Origin of the sequence: Burkholderia sp. AU32262, from assembly GCF_020419985.1 — a bacterium.
GTDB classification, from domain to species: Bacteria; Pseudomonadota; Gammaproteobacteria; order Burkholderiales; family Burkholderiaceae; genus Burkholderia; species Burkholderia semiarida.
Window position 1 is genome coordinate 39870 of the sequence record NZ_JAIZRS010000011.1, and the last position, 15091, is coordinate 54960.

The following is a 15091-nucleotide window of genomic DNA, read 5'->3' on the forward strand; positions in this document are numbered from 1 at the left end:
ACCAGGCTGCGTGACCACACCATGAATATCGAAAACGCGCGTTTCAACATGATCGAACAGCAGATCCGTCCGTGGGACGTGCTGGATCTGGATGTCCTGGGCCTGCTGTCGATCGTCAAGCGTGAGAACTACGTTCCTGCCCAATTCCGCGATCTCGCGTTCGCCGATCTCGAACTGCCGCTGCCGGGCGGCGCCAGCAAGATGCTGTTCCCGCGCGTCGAAGCACGCGTGCTGCAGGAGCTGGCGGTCAAGAAGCACGAGAACGTGCTCGTGATCGGCGCGGGCTCGGGTTACCTGGCCGCGCTGTTCGCGCATCGCGCGCAGCACGTGACGGCCGTCGAGATCGATCCGGCGATCGCGAAGTTCGCGGCGGACAACCTGCGCAACGACGGCGTGACCAACGCCGAAGTCGTGCTCGGCGACGGTTCGCGCGGCTGGGCCGCGAAGGCGCCGTACGACGTGATCTGCGTCGCGGGCGGCCTGCCGGTCGTGCCGCAGGACATGCTCGAACAGCTGAAGATCGGCGGCCGCCTGTCGGCGTTCGTCGGCGGCCGTCCGGTGATGAAGGCGCAGATCATCACGCGCATCGACGACAAGCAGTACCGCGTCGCCGACGTGTTCGAAACCTACATCGACCACCTCGTCAACGCGATCGAGCCGTCGCGCTTCAAGTTCTGAGCGGCGGAGCCTCCATGCAGATCCTGACGCCCGCGATGCTCGCGGAATGGCTCGGCGACACAGCGCGCCCCGCGCCGGTCGTGCTCGACGTGCGCGAGCCGTGGGAAATCGCGACCGCGCAGATCGCCGGCAGCGTGTCGATTCCGATGCAGCAGATTCCCGCGCGCAGCGAGGAGCTCGACGACGAAGCGGAAATCGTCTGCGTGTGCCATCACGGGATGCGCAGCGCGCAGGTCGCGATGTTCCTCGAATCGCGCGGCTTCACGAAGCTGTACAACCTGCAAGGCGGAATCGACGCGTGGTCGCGCGACGTCGACCCGTCCGTGCCGCGCTACTGACCGATCCTTCCGGCCGCGCATCGCGCGCCGCCGCGCCGCCCGGCACCCTGCCGCCGGCCGCACCGATCCGCCGAACGGGCGCGCACCGCGCGCCCGTTTCTCATTCCCCTTCCGTTCCGACATTTCCCCGCGCCGCGACGCCGCGACACCTTCGTGCACCATTTGCGCCCGCGCGCCTGCACCGCAACGGACCGCGCATGCTGCACGACGCGTCATCCGCACCGCGTCGATGCCCGCCGATGGCCCGCACAGGCACGCCGGGCGTGCATCGGCGCGACTGGCACATGCCTTGCGTTACACGATGGCCGGCGCCGCCACGGCGCACGCGCATCCAACACGACAAAGGGGATCTCGATGAAACGTCGCAGTCTGTTGAAGTTCGGTTCGATGGCCGGCGCGCTCGCGCTGGCGGGCAAGAGCCCGTTCGCGCACGCAGCCGACGCGGGCACCGGCCCGATCAAGGTCGGCATCCTGCATTCGCTGTCGGGCACGATGGCGATCTCGGAGACGTCGCTGAAGGACACCGCGCTGATGACGATCGCCGACATCAACAAGAGCGGCGGCGTGCTGGGCCGCAAGCTCGAACCGGTGGTGGTCGATCCCGCGTCGAACTGGCCGCTGTTCGCCGAGAAGGCGCGCCAGCTGCTGACGCAGGACAAGGTCGCGTGCGTGTTCGGCTGCTGGACGTCGGTGTCCCGCAAATCCGTGCTGCCGGTATTCGAAGAGTTGAACGGGCTGCTCTACTACCCGGTGCAGTATGAAGGCGAGGAAATGTCGCGCAACGTGTTCTACACGGGCGCCGCGCCGAACCAGCAGGCCATTCCGGCCGTCGAGTACCTGATGAGCGCGGAAGGCGGCGGCGCGAAGCGCTTCTTCCTGCTCGGCACAGACTACGTGTATCCGCGCACGACCAACAAGATCCTGCGCGCGTTCCTGAAATCGAAAGGCGTGAAGGACGCCGACATTCAGGAGGTCTACACGCCGTTCGGCCACAGCGATTACCAGACCATCGTCGCGAACATCAAGACCTTCTCGCAAGGCGGCAAGACGACCGTGGTCTCGACGATCAACGGCGATTCCAACGTGCCGTTCTACAAGGAACTGGGCAATCAGGGGATCAAGGCGACCGACGTGCCGGTCGTCGCATTCTCGGTCGGCGAGGAGGAGCTGCGCGGGATCGACACGAAGCCGCTCGTCGGCCACCTCGCCGCGTGGAACTACTTCATGTCGGTGAAGAACCCGACCAACACCAAGTTCAAGGACCAGTTCGCCGCGTGGGTGAAGGCGAACAACCTGCCGGGCGGCGCGAAGCGCGTGACCAACGATCCGATGGAAGCGACCTACGTCGGCATCCACATGTGGAAGCAGGCCGTCGAGAAGGCGAAGAGCACCGACGTCGACAAGGTGCGCGTCGCGATGATCGGCCAGACGGTCGCCGCGCCGTCGGGCTTCACGCTCGCGATGGACGGCAACCACCACCTGCACAAGCCGGTGATGATCGGCGAGATCCGCGGCGACGGGCAGTTCAACGTCGTGTGGAAGACGAAGACGGCCGTGCGCGCGCAGCCGTGGAGCCCGTTCATCGCGGGCAACCAGAACAAGCCGGACGTCGTCAGCTCGATTCCGGCGTTCCTGCGCCGGCAGCGCGCGGCGCTGGCGTGACGCCGGGCGGCGCGTCGGGCCTTGCGCGCGACGTGCCGCTCGCCCGCCCGCCGTCGATGCGCCGGCCGCGCTTGCCGTGACGAACCGCGCGCGCCGGCGCAGCGCCGCTCCGATTCCCCTCGCCCGACAGGACTTCCCGATGCCTACACGCTTTCGCCGAGCCGCCCGCGCGATCGCGGCATGCGCCGCCCTCGCGAGCCTGCTGCCGCACGCCGCGTTCGCGCTGACGGCGGCCGACACCGCCGCGCTCGCCGGCGACGACTTCGACGCGAAGACGGCCGCGATCGAGCGGCTCGCCACCGATACCGATCCGCGCGCGGTGACGATCCTCAACGCGCTGTCGAGCGGCGATGCGCTCGCGACCGGCGACGGCCGGCTGCTGATCCAGTCCGGCGACACCGCGCACGACGCGCTCACGCAGGCCGCGACGCCGGCCGGCGACGCGCAGCCGGTGATGCTGAACAACCTGCTGCGCACGAAGATCGCCGGCGCGCTGTCGGGCCTCGCGCTCGCGTCGCCCGACGTCGCCGCGCGGCGTGATGCGATCGACGCGCTGCTGAAGTCGCCCGACCCAGCGCTCAAGCCGATGATCGACCGCGCCCGCGCGAAGGAAACCGATCCGGCGTTGAAACGGCGCCTCGACGCATTGTGGGCGATCGCCGCGCTGCACGACGCCGATCCGGCGAAGCGCCTCGAAGCCGTGCAGGTGGTGGCCGCGCGCCAGGATCTCGACATGATCGAACAACTGCGCCCGCTCGTCGCGAAGAACGCGGACGGCAGCTACGCGGAACCCGACGCGCGCGTGCGCGAGGCCGCGCAGCAAGGGCTCGATACGTTGCACGCGCTGCAGCGCCGCGGCGAAATTGTCGGCACGCTGTTCGCCGGCCTGTCGCTCGGCAGCGTGCTGCTGCTCGCCGCGCTCGGCCTCGCGATCACGTACGGGCTGATCGGCGTGATCAACATGGCGCACGGCGAATTCCTGATGATCGGTGCGTACGCAACCTATGTCGTGCAGACGCTGATCCAGCGCTACGCGCCCGGCGCATTCGACTGGTATCCGCTCGTCGCGGTGCCGGTATCGTTCGCGGCGGCCGCGCTCGTCGGCATCGTGCTCGAACGGCTCGTGCTGCGGCATCTGTACGGCCGCCCGCTCGAGACGCTGCTCGCGACGTTCGGCGTGAGCCTGATCCTGATCCAGGCGACGCGCATGCTGTTCGGCGCGCAGAACGTCCAGGTCGTGAACCCGTCGTGGATGAGCGGCGGCGTGACCGTGATGCAGAACCTGATCCTGCCGTTCAACCGGCTCGCGATCCTCGCGTTCGCGCTCGCGGTGGTGTTCGTCGCGTGGGCCGTGCTGACGAAGACGCGGCTCGGCCTGTTCGTGCGCGCGGTCACGCAGAACCGGCGGATGGCCGCCTGCGTCGGCGTGAAGACCGCACGCGTCGACGCGTATGCGTTCGCGTTCGGCGCGGGCATCGCGGGCCTCGGCGGCTGCGCGCTGTCGCAGATCGGCAACGTGGGCCCCGATCTCGGCCAGAACTACATCATCGATTCGTTCATGGCGGTCGTGCTCGGCGGCGTCGGCCAGATCGCCGGCACCGTGCTCGGCGGCTTCGGGCTCGGCCTCGTCAGCAAGGCCATCGAGCCGTTCTGGGGCGCCGTGCTCGCGAAGATCGCGGTGCTCGTGATGATCGTGCTGTTCATCCAGAAACGCCCGCAGGGCATGTTCGCCCCGAAGGGCCGCAGCGCGGAGGCTTGACGTGACTTCATTCACCGATTCGATATCGAACCCGGTCGCCGATACGCCGAAGCCCGCCGCCGGCACGCGCGCGGACGGCTTCGCGCTCGGCCTGCCGCCCCGCCCCGCGCTGCTGTCGCGCCGCGCATGGCTCGCGCTCGTCGCGCTGTGCGTGGCGATCGGCATCGGCGTGCCGCTCGCCGCGCTCGTCGCGCCGGAAGCCAGCGCGTTCCATCTGTCCGCGTACGCGATGACGCTCGCCGGCAAGCTGATGTGCTACGCGATCGCCGCGCTCGCGCTCGATCTCGTATGGGGCTACTGCGGGATCCTGAGCCTCGGCCATGGATTGTTCTTCGCGCTGGGCGGCTATGCGATCGGCATGTACCTGATGCGCGAGATCGGCCGCGACGGCAAGTACGGCAGCGACCTGCCCGACTTCATGGTGTTTCTCGACTGGCATCAGTTGCCGTGGTACTGGAGCGGCACGCAGCATCTGGCGTGGGCGCTCGCGCTGGTCGTGCTCGTGCCGGCCGTGCTCGCATGGGTGTTCGGCTTCTTCACGTTCCGCTCGCGCGTGAAAGGCGTGTACCTGTCGATCATCACGCAGGCGCTGACGTTCGCCGCGATGCTGCTGTTCTTTCGCAACGAGACGGGTTTCGGCGGCAACAACGGCTTCACCGACTTCAAGCGCATCGCCGGCTTCGCGATCACGTCGCCGGGCACGCGCACCGTGCTGTTGCTGCTGACCTTCGCGACGCTCGTGCTCGCGTTCATCGTCGCGCGCGCGGTCGTCACGAGCAAGCTCGGGCGCGTGGTGACCGCGGTGCGCGACGGCGAGACGCGGCTGATGTTCCTCGGCTACAGCCCGCTCGCGTACAAGCTGTTCGTGTGGACGCTGTCGGCCGTGCTGTGCGGCATCGCAGGCGCCTTGTACGTGCCGCAGGTCGGCATCATCAATCCCGGCGAGATGTCGCCCGGCAACTCGATCGAAATGGCGATCTGGGTCGCGGTGGGCGGGCGCGGCACGCTGATCGGGCCGATCGTCGGCGCGTTCGCGGTAAACGGCGCGAAGAGTTTCTTCACCGCGTACTTCGCCGAATACTGGCTGTTCTTTCTCGGCCTGATCTTCGTGCTCGTGCCGCTCTTGCTGCCGCGCGGGATCATGGGCCTCGTCGACACGCTGCTCGCGAAGGGGAAACGCGCATGAACGGCACGGCTCTCTATCAGTTCACGCCGCCGCCCGAGGACGAGCTGCTCGCCGTCAGCGGCAGCGCGTCGATGGGGCGCGTCGTGCCGCCCGGCATCGACACGTCGCACGGCACGATCCTCTATCTCGAGGATATCGAGGTGAGCTTCGACGGTTTTCGCGCGCTGAAGAAGCTGTCGCTCGCGATCGACGCGGGCGAGCTGCGCTGCGTGATCGGCCCGAACGGCGCGGGCAAGACGACGATGATGGACGTGATCACCGGCAAGACGCGGCCCGACGCCGGCAAGGTGTTTCTCGGCCAGACGATCGACCTCGCGCGGTTGAACGAACCCGAGATCGCGCGCGCGGGGATCGGCCGCAAGTTCCAGAAGCCGACCGTGTTCGAACAGCACCCGGTGTGGGAAAACCTCGAACTCGCGATGCAGACCGACAAGGGCTGGCTCGCGTCGCTGCGCGCGCGGCTCGACCGCACCGCGCAGGCGAAGATCGAGGAGACGCTCGCGCTGATCGGTCTCGAAAGCGATGCGTATCGCGCGGCCGGCGAACTGTCGCACGGGCAGAAGCAGCGGCTCGAAATCGGCATGCTGCTGATGCAGCGTCCCGCGCTGCTGCTGCTCGACGAGCCGGCGGCCGGGATGACCGACCACGAGACGATGGAGCTCGCCGAGCTGCTGAACACGCTGCGCGGCACCTGCTCGATGATGGTCGTCGAGCACGACATGGAATTCGTCGCGGCGCTCGCGGGCGACACGGGGCGCGTGACGGTGATGGCCGAAGGCGCGGTGCTCGCGCACGGCACGCTCGACCAGGTCAAGCGCGACGAAGCGGTGATCGAGTCTTACCTCGGACGATGATGCGATGCTGAAAATCGAAGCGCTGAACCAGTACTACGGCGGCAGCCATATCCTGCGCAACGTGAACCTCGTCGCCGACGACGGCAAGCTTACCGTGCTGCTCGGCCGCAACGGCGTCGGCAAGAGCACGCTGCTGCGCTGCCTGATGGGTGTCGTCGCCGCGAAAAGCGGCAGCGTGTCGTGGCGCGGCGCCGCGCTCGGCGCGTTGCCGCCGTATGCGCGTGTGGCGGCCGGGCTCGCTTACGTGCCGCAGGGCCGCGACATCTTTCCGCGGCTCACCGTCGAGGAAAACCTGCTCGTCGGCGCGGCGAGCCGCAAGGCGCCGTCGAAAGTGCCCGATCGTATCTACGAACTGTTTCCGGTGCTGAAGGACATGCGCGCACGGCGCGGCGGCGACCTGTCGGGCGGCCAGCAGCAGCAGCTCGCGATCGGCCGCGCGCTGATGAGCGAGCCGCAATTGCTGATCCTCGACGAGCCGACCGAAGGCATCCAGCCGTCGATCATCCAGGACATCGGGCGCACGCTGCGCCAGCTCGTCGACGAATCGAGGATGACCGTGCTGCTCGTCGAACAGTATTACGATTTCGCGCGCTCGATCGCGGACCATTACTGGGTGATGAGCCGCGGCGAGATCGTCGCGGGTGGTGACGCGCGGGATATGGAGACGAATGGGGTGCGGGAATTGATCGCGGTGTAGTGACGGCTTGGACGAATGCCGAGAGGCGACAAGAATTTCATTAAAATGGTCTTCTTCAACGCTCGCTGAAACCGAGCATTTCAGTGAAAGTCTTAGCCTCTCCACGTCCAATAGATGTCCGCCCCCGACTCCCACGCCCCGCTGTCCCGCCCCGCCGTCGCCAAGTCGTGGCGCGGCCGTCTCGAACTCGGCTTCGAGCGGCACGGTGCGCGCACGACGCTCGCGCACCGGCTGCACGACGGCCCGCTGCGCGTGCAGCGGCCGCTGTACCCGGAAGGCGACGCGATCTGCCATGCGGTGATCGTGCACCCACCAGGCGGCGTCGCGGGCGGCGACCGGCTCGACATCGACATCGCGCTCGGCGACGGCACGCACGCGGTGCTGACGACGCCCGGCGCGACCAAGTGGTACAAGTCCAACGGCCTCGATGCGACGCAGCGCATCGGCATCGCGGTCGGCGCCCACGCGAAGCTCGACTGGCTGCCGCAGAACAACCTGTTCTTTGACGCGGCGCACGCCGCGCTCGACTTCACGGTGACGCTCGGCGCAGGCGCGAGCGCGATCGGCTGGGACGCGACGCAGCTCGGCCGGCAGGCGGCCGGCGAAACCTGGTCGGCAGGACGCATCGCGTCGACGTCGGCGCTCGTCGATGCCGACGGCCGGCCGCTGTGGACCGAGCGCGCGCTGCTCGATGCACGCGACCCGCTGCGCGGCGCGCCGCAGGGCCTCGCCGGCTTTCCCGCCTACGGCACGCTGTGGGCGGCCGGCGCCGCGTGCGACGCCGCGCTCGCCGAAACGCTCGCCGCCGGGATGCCGTTCGACGATACGCTGCGCGCGGGCGCCACTTGCGTAACGCCCGGCGTCGTGCTGGTGCGCGCGCTGGCGACGTCGATGGAAGCGCTGCAGCGCCACTTCACCGACTGCTGGCTGCAGTTGCGGCCGATCGTGCACGGCATCGACGCGCGGCCGCTGCGTCTCTGGCAAACCTGAACGCGCGCGCATCGCGCACCGTTTCGGCGCAATGCCGCGACACACGGCGCACACTCTTCAAGCATCGCGCACCACGAAAGAGCATGACGGCGCGCCGGATGCACATGGCACGCCCCTTGCTGCTTACATAAGCGATACACGACGCACGCCAAACAGCGCGGTGCTACGATGATCCGCTCGCCTGCCCGATCGCGTGCGCACCGATAAAAATTACGTTTTCCTGAACGCCTGCCTTCATGAAACTGACTCCCCGCGAAAAGGACAAGCTGCTGATCTTCACGGCGGCGCTGCTCGCCGAACGCCGCCGTGCGCGCGGCCTGAAGCTCAACTATCCGGAGGCGGTGGCCTTCATCACCGCGGCGTTGATGGAAGCCGCACGCGACGGCAAGACGGTCGCCGAAGTCATGCACTACGGCACGACGCTGCTCACGCGCGACGACGTGATGGACGGCGTGCCGGAAATGATTCCCGACATCCAGGTCGAAGCGACCTTCCCCGACGGCACGAAGCTGGTGACCGTCCATCATCCGATTCCGTGACCAAGGTGGTACCGCGCATGATCCCCGGCGAAATTCTCACCGACGACGGCGAACACGAACTGAACGCGGGCCGTGCGACGCTGACGCTCGCTGTCGCGAACACCGGCGACCGCCCGGTGCAGGTCGGCTCGCACTACCACTTCTTCGAAGTCAACGATGCACTGTCGTTCGACCGCGCGGCCGCGCGCGGCTTCCGGCTCAACATCGCGGCCGGCACGGCCGTGCGCTTCGAGCCGGGCCAGACGCGCACCGTCGAGCTCGTCGCCCTCGCGGGCGAGCGCGCCGTCTACGGTTTTCAGGGCAAGGTGATGGGGCCGCTGTAAGCCACGCCCCGCTCTTCAGGAACAGCAACATGACACTACGCTTGAGCCGCCGCGCGTACGCGGAAATGTTCGGGCCGACGACGGGCGACCGCGTCCGGCTCGCCGATACCGAACTGCTGATCGAGATCGAACGCGACTTCACGACCTACGGCGAGGAAGTGAAATTCGGCGGCGGGAAGGTGATCCGCGACGGGATGGGCCAGTCGCAGCGCGTGGCCGCCGACGTGCCCGATACCGTCATCACGAACGCGGTGATACTCGATCACTGGGGCATCGTGAAGGCCGACATCGCGATCAAGCACGGCCGCATCGCCGCGATCGGCAAGGCCGGCAACCCCGACATCCAGCCGGGCGTGACGATCGCGATCGGCGCGGCCACCGAAGTGATCGCCGGCGAAGGGCTGATCGTGACGGCGGGCGGCATCGACACGCACATTCACTTCATCAGCCCGCAGCAGATCGACGAAGCGCTCGCGTCGGGCGTCACGACGATGCTCGGCGGCGGCACGGGGCCGGCCACCGGCACCAACGCGACGACCTGCACGCCGGGCCCGTGGCACATGGAGCGGATGCTGCAGGCGGCCGACGGCTGGCCGATCAACCTCGGCTTTCTCGGCAAGGGCAATGCAAGCCTGCCGCAGCCGCTCGTCGAGCAGATCGCGGCCGGCGCGATCGGCCTGAAGCTGCACGAGGACTGGGGCACGACGCCCGCCGCGATCGACAACTGCCTGTCGGTCGCCGACGACACCGACACGCAGGTCGCGATCCACACCGACACGCTGAACGAAGCCGGCTTCGTCGAATCGACGGTCGCCGCGTTCAAGGGCCGCACGATCCACACGTACCACACCGAAGGCGCGGGCGGCGGCCATGCGCCCGACATCCTGAAGGTGTGCGGCGAGATGAACGTGCTGCCGTCGTCGACCAATCCGACGCGCCCGTACACGATCAACACGCTCGACGAGCATCTCGACATGCTGATGGTGTGCCATCACCTCGATCCGTCGATCGCCGAGGATCTCGCGTTCGCCGAATCGCGCATTCGCCGCGAGACGATCGCGGCCGAGGACATCCTGCACGATCTCGGCGCGCTGTCGATGCTGTCGTCCGATTCGCAGGCGATGGGCCGCGTCGGCGAAGTGATCATCCGCACGTGGCAGACCGCGCACAAGATGAAAGTGCAGCGCGGCGCGCTGCCGGAGGACACCGCGCGCAACGACAACTTCCGCGCGAAGCGCTACGTCGCGAAGTACACGATCAACCCGGCGCTCACGCACGGGATCGCGCATGAAGTCGGCTCGATCGAGCCCGGCAAGTGGGCCGACCTCGTGCTGTGGGAGCCCGCGTTCTTCGGGATCAAGCCGTCGATGATCCTGAAGGGCGGGATGATCGCGCTCGCGCAGATGGGCGACCCGAACGCGTCGATCCCGACGCCGCAGCCGGTTCATTATCGCGAGATGTTCGCGACGCGCGGCGGCGCGCTCGCGCGCACGTCGCTGACCTTCGTGTCGCAGATGGCGGCCGACGCCGGCATCGCGGAACGCTACGGCCTCGCGAAGCGGATCGTGCCGGTGCGCAATTGCCGCAACGTGACGAAGGCCGACATGATCCACAACGCATGGCGCCCGTCGATCAGCGTCGATCCGGAAACCTACGACGTGATCGCCGACGGCCAGTTGCTCACCTGCGAACCGGCGACGGTGCTGCCGATGGCGCAGCGCTATTTCCTGTTCTGATTCGGAATCCCCAGTTTCATGCGCACCCTCGACAAACGCATTGCCCCGAACGTGAAACTCGCCGCGTCGCTCGTCGCGCGCGCGCCGACGCTCACGCTCGCCTATGACGCCCGCTGCAAGAGCCGCCTCGCGGCGACGCTCGACACCGGCGAGGACGTCGCGGTCCTGCTGCCGCGCGGCACCGTGCTGCGCGACGGCGACGTGCTCGTCGCCGACGACGGCGCGCTCGTTCGCATCGCCGCTGCCGCCGAAACCGTGCTGCTCGTACGCGCGGCCGACCCGCTCACGCTGATGCGCGCCGCCTACCATCTCGGCAACCGTCACACGCCGGTCGAGATCGGCGACGGCTACCTGAAGCTCGAGGCCGATCCCGTGCTCGCGGACATGCTGCGCCGGCTCGGCACGCAGGTCGAGGAAACGCACGCACCGTTCCAGCCGGAAGCCGGCGCGTACGGCGGCGGCCACAAGCACGGACACGACGCGACGTTCGCCGAGGATTACGCGCTCGCGCAGCAGGTGTTCGGCGAACACCACGGGCATTCGCATTCGCACGATCACGATCACGGTCACGATCACGATCACGATCACGGCCATCAGCATGGTCCCGGCTGCACGCACGGCCACCACGGTCATGACCACCACTGAACTCGTCGCGCTGCTGCACCTCGCGTCGCCCGCACTACCGATCGGCGCGTACAGCTATTCGCAGGGCCTTGAAGCCGCGCTCGACGCAAACCTGATCCGCGACGCCGATTCCGCGCGCGACTGGATCGCGAGCGGCCTGACCGACGTGCTCGCGCACGGCGAATTGCCGTTCCTCGCGCACCAGCTCGCCCGCTGGCAGGCGCACGACACGCACGCGCTCGCCGCCGAAAACGCATGGTTCGTCGCGAGCCGGGAATCGGCCGAACTGCGCCGCGAAACCGAACAGATGGGCTGGTCGCTCGCGCAGCTGTGCGCATCGCTCGAATGGGGCGACGCCGCACGCCGCGCGACGCTCGCGTCGATCGCGCCGATCGCGCTGCCGACCGCGTTCGCGTACGCGGCCGCCGCACACGACGCGAGCGCCGACGCGACGCTCGCCGCGTATGCATTCGGCTGGGTCGAGAACCAGACGTCCGCCGCGCTGAAGGCCGTGCCGCTCGGCCAGCTCGCCGGGCAACGCATCATCGTCGCGCTGCGCGGCGCGATCGACGCGGCCGTGCGCCGCGCGCTCGCGACGCCGCCCGACGCCGTCAACACGTTCGCGCCGCAACTGGGCATCCTGTCCGCGCGGCACGAAACCCAGTACTCGCGGTTGTTCCGCTCCTGAACCTCTTCGCCCGACCATGAACGCACCTGCTCCCTCCTCCGCCCGCCGCACGAAGAAACTGCCGCCGCTGCGCGTCGGCATAGGCGGCCCCGTCGGCTCCGGCAAGACCACGCTGCTCGAAATGCTGTGCAAGGCGATGCGCGACAAGTACGACCTCGTCGCGATCACGAACGACATCTATACGAAGGAAGACCAGCGGCTGCTGACGGTCGCCGGCGCGCTGCCCGAGGAACGCATCATGGGTGTCGAGACGGGCGGCTGCCCGCACACGGCGACCCGCGAGGATGCGTCGATCAACCTCGAGGCGGTCGACCGGATGCTCGCGCGCTTTCCCGATGCCGACATCGTGTTCATCGAGTCCGGCGGCGACAATCTCGCGGCGACCTTCAGCCCCGAGCTGTCGGACCTGACGATCTACGTGATCGACGTGGCCGGCGGCGAGAAGATTCCGCGCAAGGGCGGCCCCGGCATCACGAAGTCCGACCTGCTCGTGATCAACAAGACCGACCTCGCGCCGCTGGTCGGCGCGAACCTCGACGTGATGGCGTCCGACACGAAGAAAATGCGCGGCGAGCGGCCTTACGTGATGACGAACCTGAAGGCGCTCGACGGCGTCGCGGACGTGATCGCGTTCATCGAGAAGAAGGGCTTGCTGACGGTTTGAGCGGCGTGGCGGCGGCTCATGTCGCCGCCATGCGTTCGGGGGCGGCCTTGCGCCGCCCGTCGTCTATTCGTCTTCGGAAGCGGCGCCCGGCAGCGCACGCGTCTCGGCTTCGACAGGCGGCAGCAGCGCGGCGAGCACGTCGACCGTGCGCGCGGTCGCGCCGCGGTGACGCGCCGCGAAGGCCGCTCCGGCCGCGCCCATCGCGATGCGCCGCGCCTTGTCGGCGAACAGCGCGTCGAGCACGTGCGCGAGATCGAGCGGATCCGCGACCTGCATCGCCGCACCGGCCGCGACCGCATCGGCGGTCGCCTGCGTGAAGTTGAACACGTGCGGCCCGATCAGCACCGGCACGCCGACCGCGCACGCCTCGATCAGGTTCTGCCCGCCGAGCGGCAGCAGGCTGCCGCCGATGAACGCGATGTCGGCCGCCGCGTAGTACGCGCCGAGCTCGCCCATCGAATCGCCGAGCAGCACCGTCACGTCGCCGGCCAACGGTTCGGCGGCCGGCCGGCCGGCCGCGAGCGCGGCCGCATCGGCCGCCCAGGCAGAGCGCCGCACGCACTTGAGCCCGCTGCGCACGACGAGCGCCTCGACTTCGGCGAAGCGCTGCGGATGACGCGGCACGAGCACCAGCAACGCGCCGGGCGTGCGCATTTCCGCGAACGCCTGCAGCACCAGCGCTTCCTCGTTCTCGCGCGTGCTGGCCGCGACCCACACCGGCCGCGCGCCGATCGCGTCGCGCCACGCATGGCCGCGTGCCGCGAGCTCCGGCGGCGTCGTCATGTCGAACTTCAGGTTGCCGAGCACGGTCACGTTGCGGGCGCCGAGCGACGTCAGCCGCTCCGCATCGGCCGGGCTCTGCGCGAGCACGCGCGAGAAGCCGCCGAACACGTCGCGCGTGGCCGCGCCGAACTTCGCCGCGCGCCGGAACGAACGCGCGGACATCCGCGCATTGGTCAGCACGAGCGGCACGTCCGCGCGGCGGCACTCGTCGATCAGCGTCGGCCACACCTCGGTCTCCATCACGAGGCCGAGCGTCGGCCGCCAAGCGCGCAGGAAGCGCCGCACCGCGCCCGGCATGTCGTACGGCAGGTAGCAGCGCAGCACGCGATCGCCGAAGATCTGTTCGCCCGTCGCGCGGCCGCTCGGCGTCATGTGCGTGAGCAGGATGCGCGCATCGGGGCGCGCGCGCATCAGCGCATCGATCAGCGGCTGCGCGGCGCGCGTCTCGCCGACCGACACCGCATGCACCCAGATCAGCGGCGCGCGGTCGTCCGGCGAGCGGCCCGCGACCTGGCCGAAGCGCTCGCCGATATGCTCGCGATAACCGCGCTCCTTGCGCGAACGCACATAGAGCCGGATGACCGCGGCCGGCGCGACGAGCCACCACAGCGCACGATAGATCGCCCTCAGCATGCGGCCGCCCGGGCGTTACGTCGAAACAGGGGCGCGCTCAAACCAGCGCCCTGCCCGTCAGGCGTTCGAGAATGCCGAGCGGCGCGCACTCGCGGCGCACCATCGCATCGACCGGCAGGAAGAAGGTCTGCTCGAGCATGAACTGGCCGGACATCACAGCGTGCGAAGTCTGATCGGAGAAACATATCCACACGCTGCCCGGCGGAAACGGCATCGTCTGCTGTGGACACGTCTTCTGGTAGTCGAGATCGGCCTTCATCCCGTCGTGCAGATTCAGCATCAGGTGGTCGTATGCGCTGCGCGGCGATTTCGTCACGTGCAGCAGGTTGAGCAGCCACGCCGAGCCCGGCAACTGCGGCCGGATCTTCGGCAGGAAACGCTTCGCGACGTCCTCGAACGGCTCGCCGACGCGCCACACGCGCGGCGCGCCGGCCGGGTTCACGTTCGTGAACACGCGCAGGATGCGCTCGCCGTAGTTCGGCCGCGACGGAAACGCGTCGACGTGCAGCCGGCTGTCGTCCTTGCGCCACGACGTCTGGCGCGTTTCGACCTGCATCAGCCGCAGGCTCGTCGGCGCGACGCGCAGCTTGCCGCGATATTCGGGGAAAAGGCCGTCGACGAGCGTGCCGGCCTGCTGCTGGAAGCGCGCGACGAGCGCGCGCACGGCCGACTGCGTGACGCTGTCGCCGAGCACGCCGGCAAGCGCGCCGCCGTTCGGCGCGAGGCTGATGTTCTTGCGTTTCGGATCGGCGAGCGCCGGATCGAGCAACGCTTCCTCGCCGCCTTCGATCGCGAAGCGCAGATGCGGGAAATACAGCACCTTGCCTTCCTCGACCGCCGCCAGCAACTGCTCGCGCGGCGTCGACAGGTTGTGTCCGCTCCAGTCGGCGGACGGGACTTCGATGATCTGGGATTCGCTCATGATCGGTTCGCGTGT

General features: G+C 68.6%; 16 protein-coding genes. 14 read left to right on the top strand and 2 right to left on the bottom strand.

From position 1 onward, the window contains the following. The first annotated feature begins 21 nt into the window (after positions 1 to 21). From LGN10_RS15170 to ureG, 14 genes are all read left to right on the top strand, one after another. A complete protein-coding gene (locus tag LGN10_RS15170) occupies positions 22 to 678 on the top strand; it encodes a protein-L-isoaspartate O-methyltransferase family protein (RefSeq protein WP_060312942.1) in 657 nt (218 codons plus the stop codon). Between the two features lie 14 nt (positions 679 to 692). Next, positions 693 to 1016 (top strand): rhodanese-like domain-containing protein, encoded by a 324-nt coding sequence (locus LGN10_RS15175; protein WP_006488544.1) that lies wholly within the window; start codon positions 693 to 695, stop codon positions 1014 to 1016. Positions 1017 to 1370: 354 nt separating this feature from the next. Continuing rightward, positions 1371 to 2678 (top strand): urea ABC transporter substrate-binding protein, encoded by a 1308-nt coding sequence (gene urtA / locus LGN10_RS15180; protein WP_059574171.1) that lies wholly within the window; start codon positions 1371 to 1373, stop codon positions 2676 to 2678. A 139-nt stretch (positions 2679 to 2817) separates the two neighbouring features. Then, on the top strand, positions 2818 to 4437 hold the full coding sequence (urtB, locus tag LGN10_RS15185) for an urea ABC transporter permease subunit UrtB (RefSeq protein WP_226224112.1): 1620 nt from the start codon (positions 2818 to 2820) through the stop codon (positions 4435 to 4437). Position 4438: 1 nt separating this feature from the next. Continuing rightward, the gene (gene urtC / locus LGN10_RS15190; RefSeq protein ID WP_059574173.1) at positions 4439 to 5623 is read left to right on the top strand and encodes an urea ABC transporter permease subunit UrtC; all 1185 of its coding nucleotides are present in this window, start codon (positions 4439 to 4441) and stop codon (positions 5621 to 5623) included. Next, positions 5620 to 6477, top strand: a complete 858-nt coding sequence (gene urtD / locus LGN10_RS15195) for an urea ABC transporter ATP-binding protein UrtD (protein ID WP_059574174.1) — start codon at positions 5620 to 5622, stop codon at positions 6475 to 6477. Before urtC ends, urtD begins: the two co-directional genes overlap by 4 nt. A 4-nt stretch (positions 6478 to 6481) precedes the next feature. Continuing rightward, complete coding sequence (urtE, locus tag LGN10_RS15200; RefSeq protein ID WP_059574175.1) at positions 6482 to 7174, top strand: urea ABC transporter ATP-binding subunit UrtE; 693 nt, start codon at positions 6482 to 6484, stop codon at positions 7172 to 7174. Positions 7175 to 7288: 114 nt separating this feature from the next. Then, positions 7289 to 8164 carry an urease accessory protein UreD gene (locus LGN10_RS15205; protein WP_059574176.1) on the top strand — a complete coding sequence of 292 codons (876 nt, stop codon included), beginning with the start codon at positions 7289 to 7291 and terminating at the stop codon, positions 8162 to 8164. Between the two features lie 236 nt (positions 8165 to 8400). Next, the gene (ureA, locus tag LGN10_RS15210; RefSeq protein ID WP_006406310.1) at positions 8401 to 8703 is read left to right on the top strand and encodes an urease subunit gamma; all 303 of its coding nucleotides are present in this window, start codon (positions 8401 to 8403) and stop codon (positions 8701 to 8703) included. Positions 8704 to 8720: 17 nt separating this feature from the next. After that, entirely contained in the window at positions 8721 to 9026 is a 306-nt protein-coding gene (locus LGN10_RS15215; RefSeq protein ID WP_059641908.1) for an urease subunit beta, read from the top strand. A 29-nt stretch (positions 9027 to 9055) separates the two neighbouring features. Continuing rightward, positions 9056 to 10762, top strand: a complete 1707-nt coding sequence (gene ureC / locus LGN10_RS15220; RefSeq protein WP_006491061.1) for an urease subunit alpha — start codon at positions 9056 to 9058, stop codon at positions 10760 to 10762. Between the two features lie 18 nt (positions 10763 to 10780). Further along, positions 10781 to 11407: an urease accessory protein UreE gene (gene ureE, locus LGN10_RS15225; protein ID WP_226224113.1), complete on the top strand. Its 627-nt coding sequence runs from the start codon at positions 10781 to 10783 to the stop codon at positions 11405 to 11407. Continuing rightward, a complete protein-coding gene (locus LGN10_RS15230; RefSeq protein ID WP_099316138.1) occupies positions 11394 to 12074 on the top strand; it encodes an urease accessory protein UreF in 681 nt (226 codons plus the stop codon). The genes ureE and LGN10_RS15230 overlap by 14 nt, the downstream gene beginning before the upstream one ends. 16 nt (positions 12075 to 12090) lie before the next feature. Continuing rightward, on the top strand, positions 12091 to 12738 hold the full coding sequence (gene ureG, locus LGN10_RS15235; RefSeq protein ID WP_226224115.1) for an urease accessory protein UreG: 648 nt from the start codon (positions 12091 to 12093) through the stop codon (positions 12736 to 12738). Positions 12739 to 12801: 63 nt separating this feature from the next. Here the strand turns inward: ureG and waaA are convergent, their stop codons facing one another. Next, positions 12802 to 14154: a lipid IV(A) 3-deoxy-D-manno-octulosonic acid transferase gene (gene waaA, locus LGN10_RS15240; RefSeq protein WP_226224117.1), complete on the bottom strand. Its 1353-nt coding sequence runs from the start codon at positions 14152 to 14154 to the stop codon at positions 12802 to 12804. A 37-nt stretch (positions 14155 to 14191) separates the two neighbouring features. Further along, complete coding sequence (locus LGN10_RS15245; RefSeq protein ID WP_059642178.1) at positions 14192 to 15076, bottom strand: Kdo hydroxylase family protein; 885 nt, start codon at positions 15074 to 15076, stop codon at positions 14192 to 14194. Between the last annotated feature and the right edge of the window lie 15 nt (positions 15077 to 15091).

Coding starts and splice junctions, on each gene's coding strand:
- LGN10_RS15170 (WP_060312942.1), top strand. CDS start 22: ATGAATATCGAAAACGCGCGTTTCAACATGATCGAACAGCAGATCCGT.
- LGN10_RS15175 (WP_006488544.1), top strand. CDS start 693: ATGCAGATCCTGACGCCCGCGATGCTCGCGGAATGGCTCGGCGACACA.
- urtA (WP_059574171.1), top strand. CDS start 1,371: ATGAAACGTCGCAGTCTGTTGAAGTTCGGTTCGATGGCCGGCGCGCTC.
- urtB (WP_226224112.1), top strand. CDS start 2,818: ATGCCTACACGCTTTCGCCGAGCCGCCCGCGCGATCGCGGCATGCGCC.
- urtD (WP_059574174.1), top strand. CDS start 5,620: ATGAACGGCACGGCTCTCTATCAGTTCACGCCGCCGCCCGAGGACGAG.
- urtE (WP_059574175.1), top strand. CDS start 6,482: ATGCTGAAAATCGAAGCGCTGAACCAGTACTACGGCGGCAGCCATATC.
- LGN10_RS15205 (WP_059574176.1), top strand. CDS start 7,289: ATGTCCGCCCCCGACTCCCACGCCCCGCTGTCCCGCCCCGCCGTCGCC.
- ureA (WP_006406310.1), top strand. CDS start 8,401: ATGAAACTGACTCCCCGCGAAAAGGACAAGCTGCTGATCTTCACGGCG.
- LGN10_RS15215 (WP_059641908.1), top strand. CDS start 8,721: ATGATCCCCGGCGAAATTCTCACCGACGACGGCGAACACGAACTGAAC.
- ureC (WP_006491061.1), top strand. CDS start 9,056: ATGACACTACGCTTGAGCCGCCGCGCGTACGCGGAAATGTTCGGGCCG.
- ureE (WP_226224113.1), top strand. CDS start 10,781: ATGCGCACCCTCGACAAACGCATTGCCCCGAACGTGAAACTCGCCGCG.
- LGN10_RS15230 (WP_099316138.1), top strand. CDS start 11,394: ATGACCACCACTGAACTCGTCGCGCTGCTGCACCTCGCGTCGCCCGCA.
- ureG (WP_226224115.1), top strand. CDS start 12,091: ATGAACGCACCTGCTCCCTCCTCCGCCCGCCGCACGAAGAAACTGCCG.
- waaA (WP_226224117.1), bottom strand. CDS start 14,154: ATGCTGAGGGCGATCTATCGTGCGCTGTGGTGGCTCGTCGCGCCGGCC.
- LGN10_RS15245 (WP_059642178.1), bottom strand. CDS start 15,076: ATGAGCGAATCCCAGATCATCGAAGTCCCGTCCGCCGACTGGAGCGGA.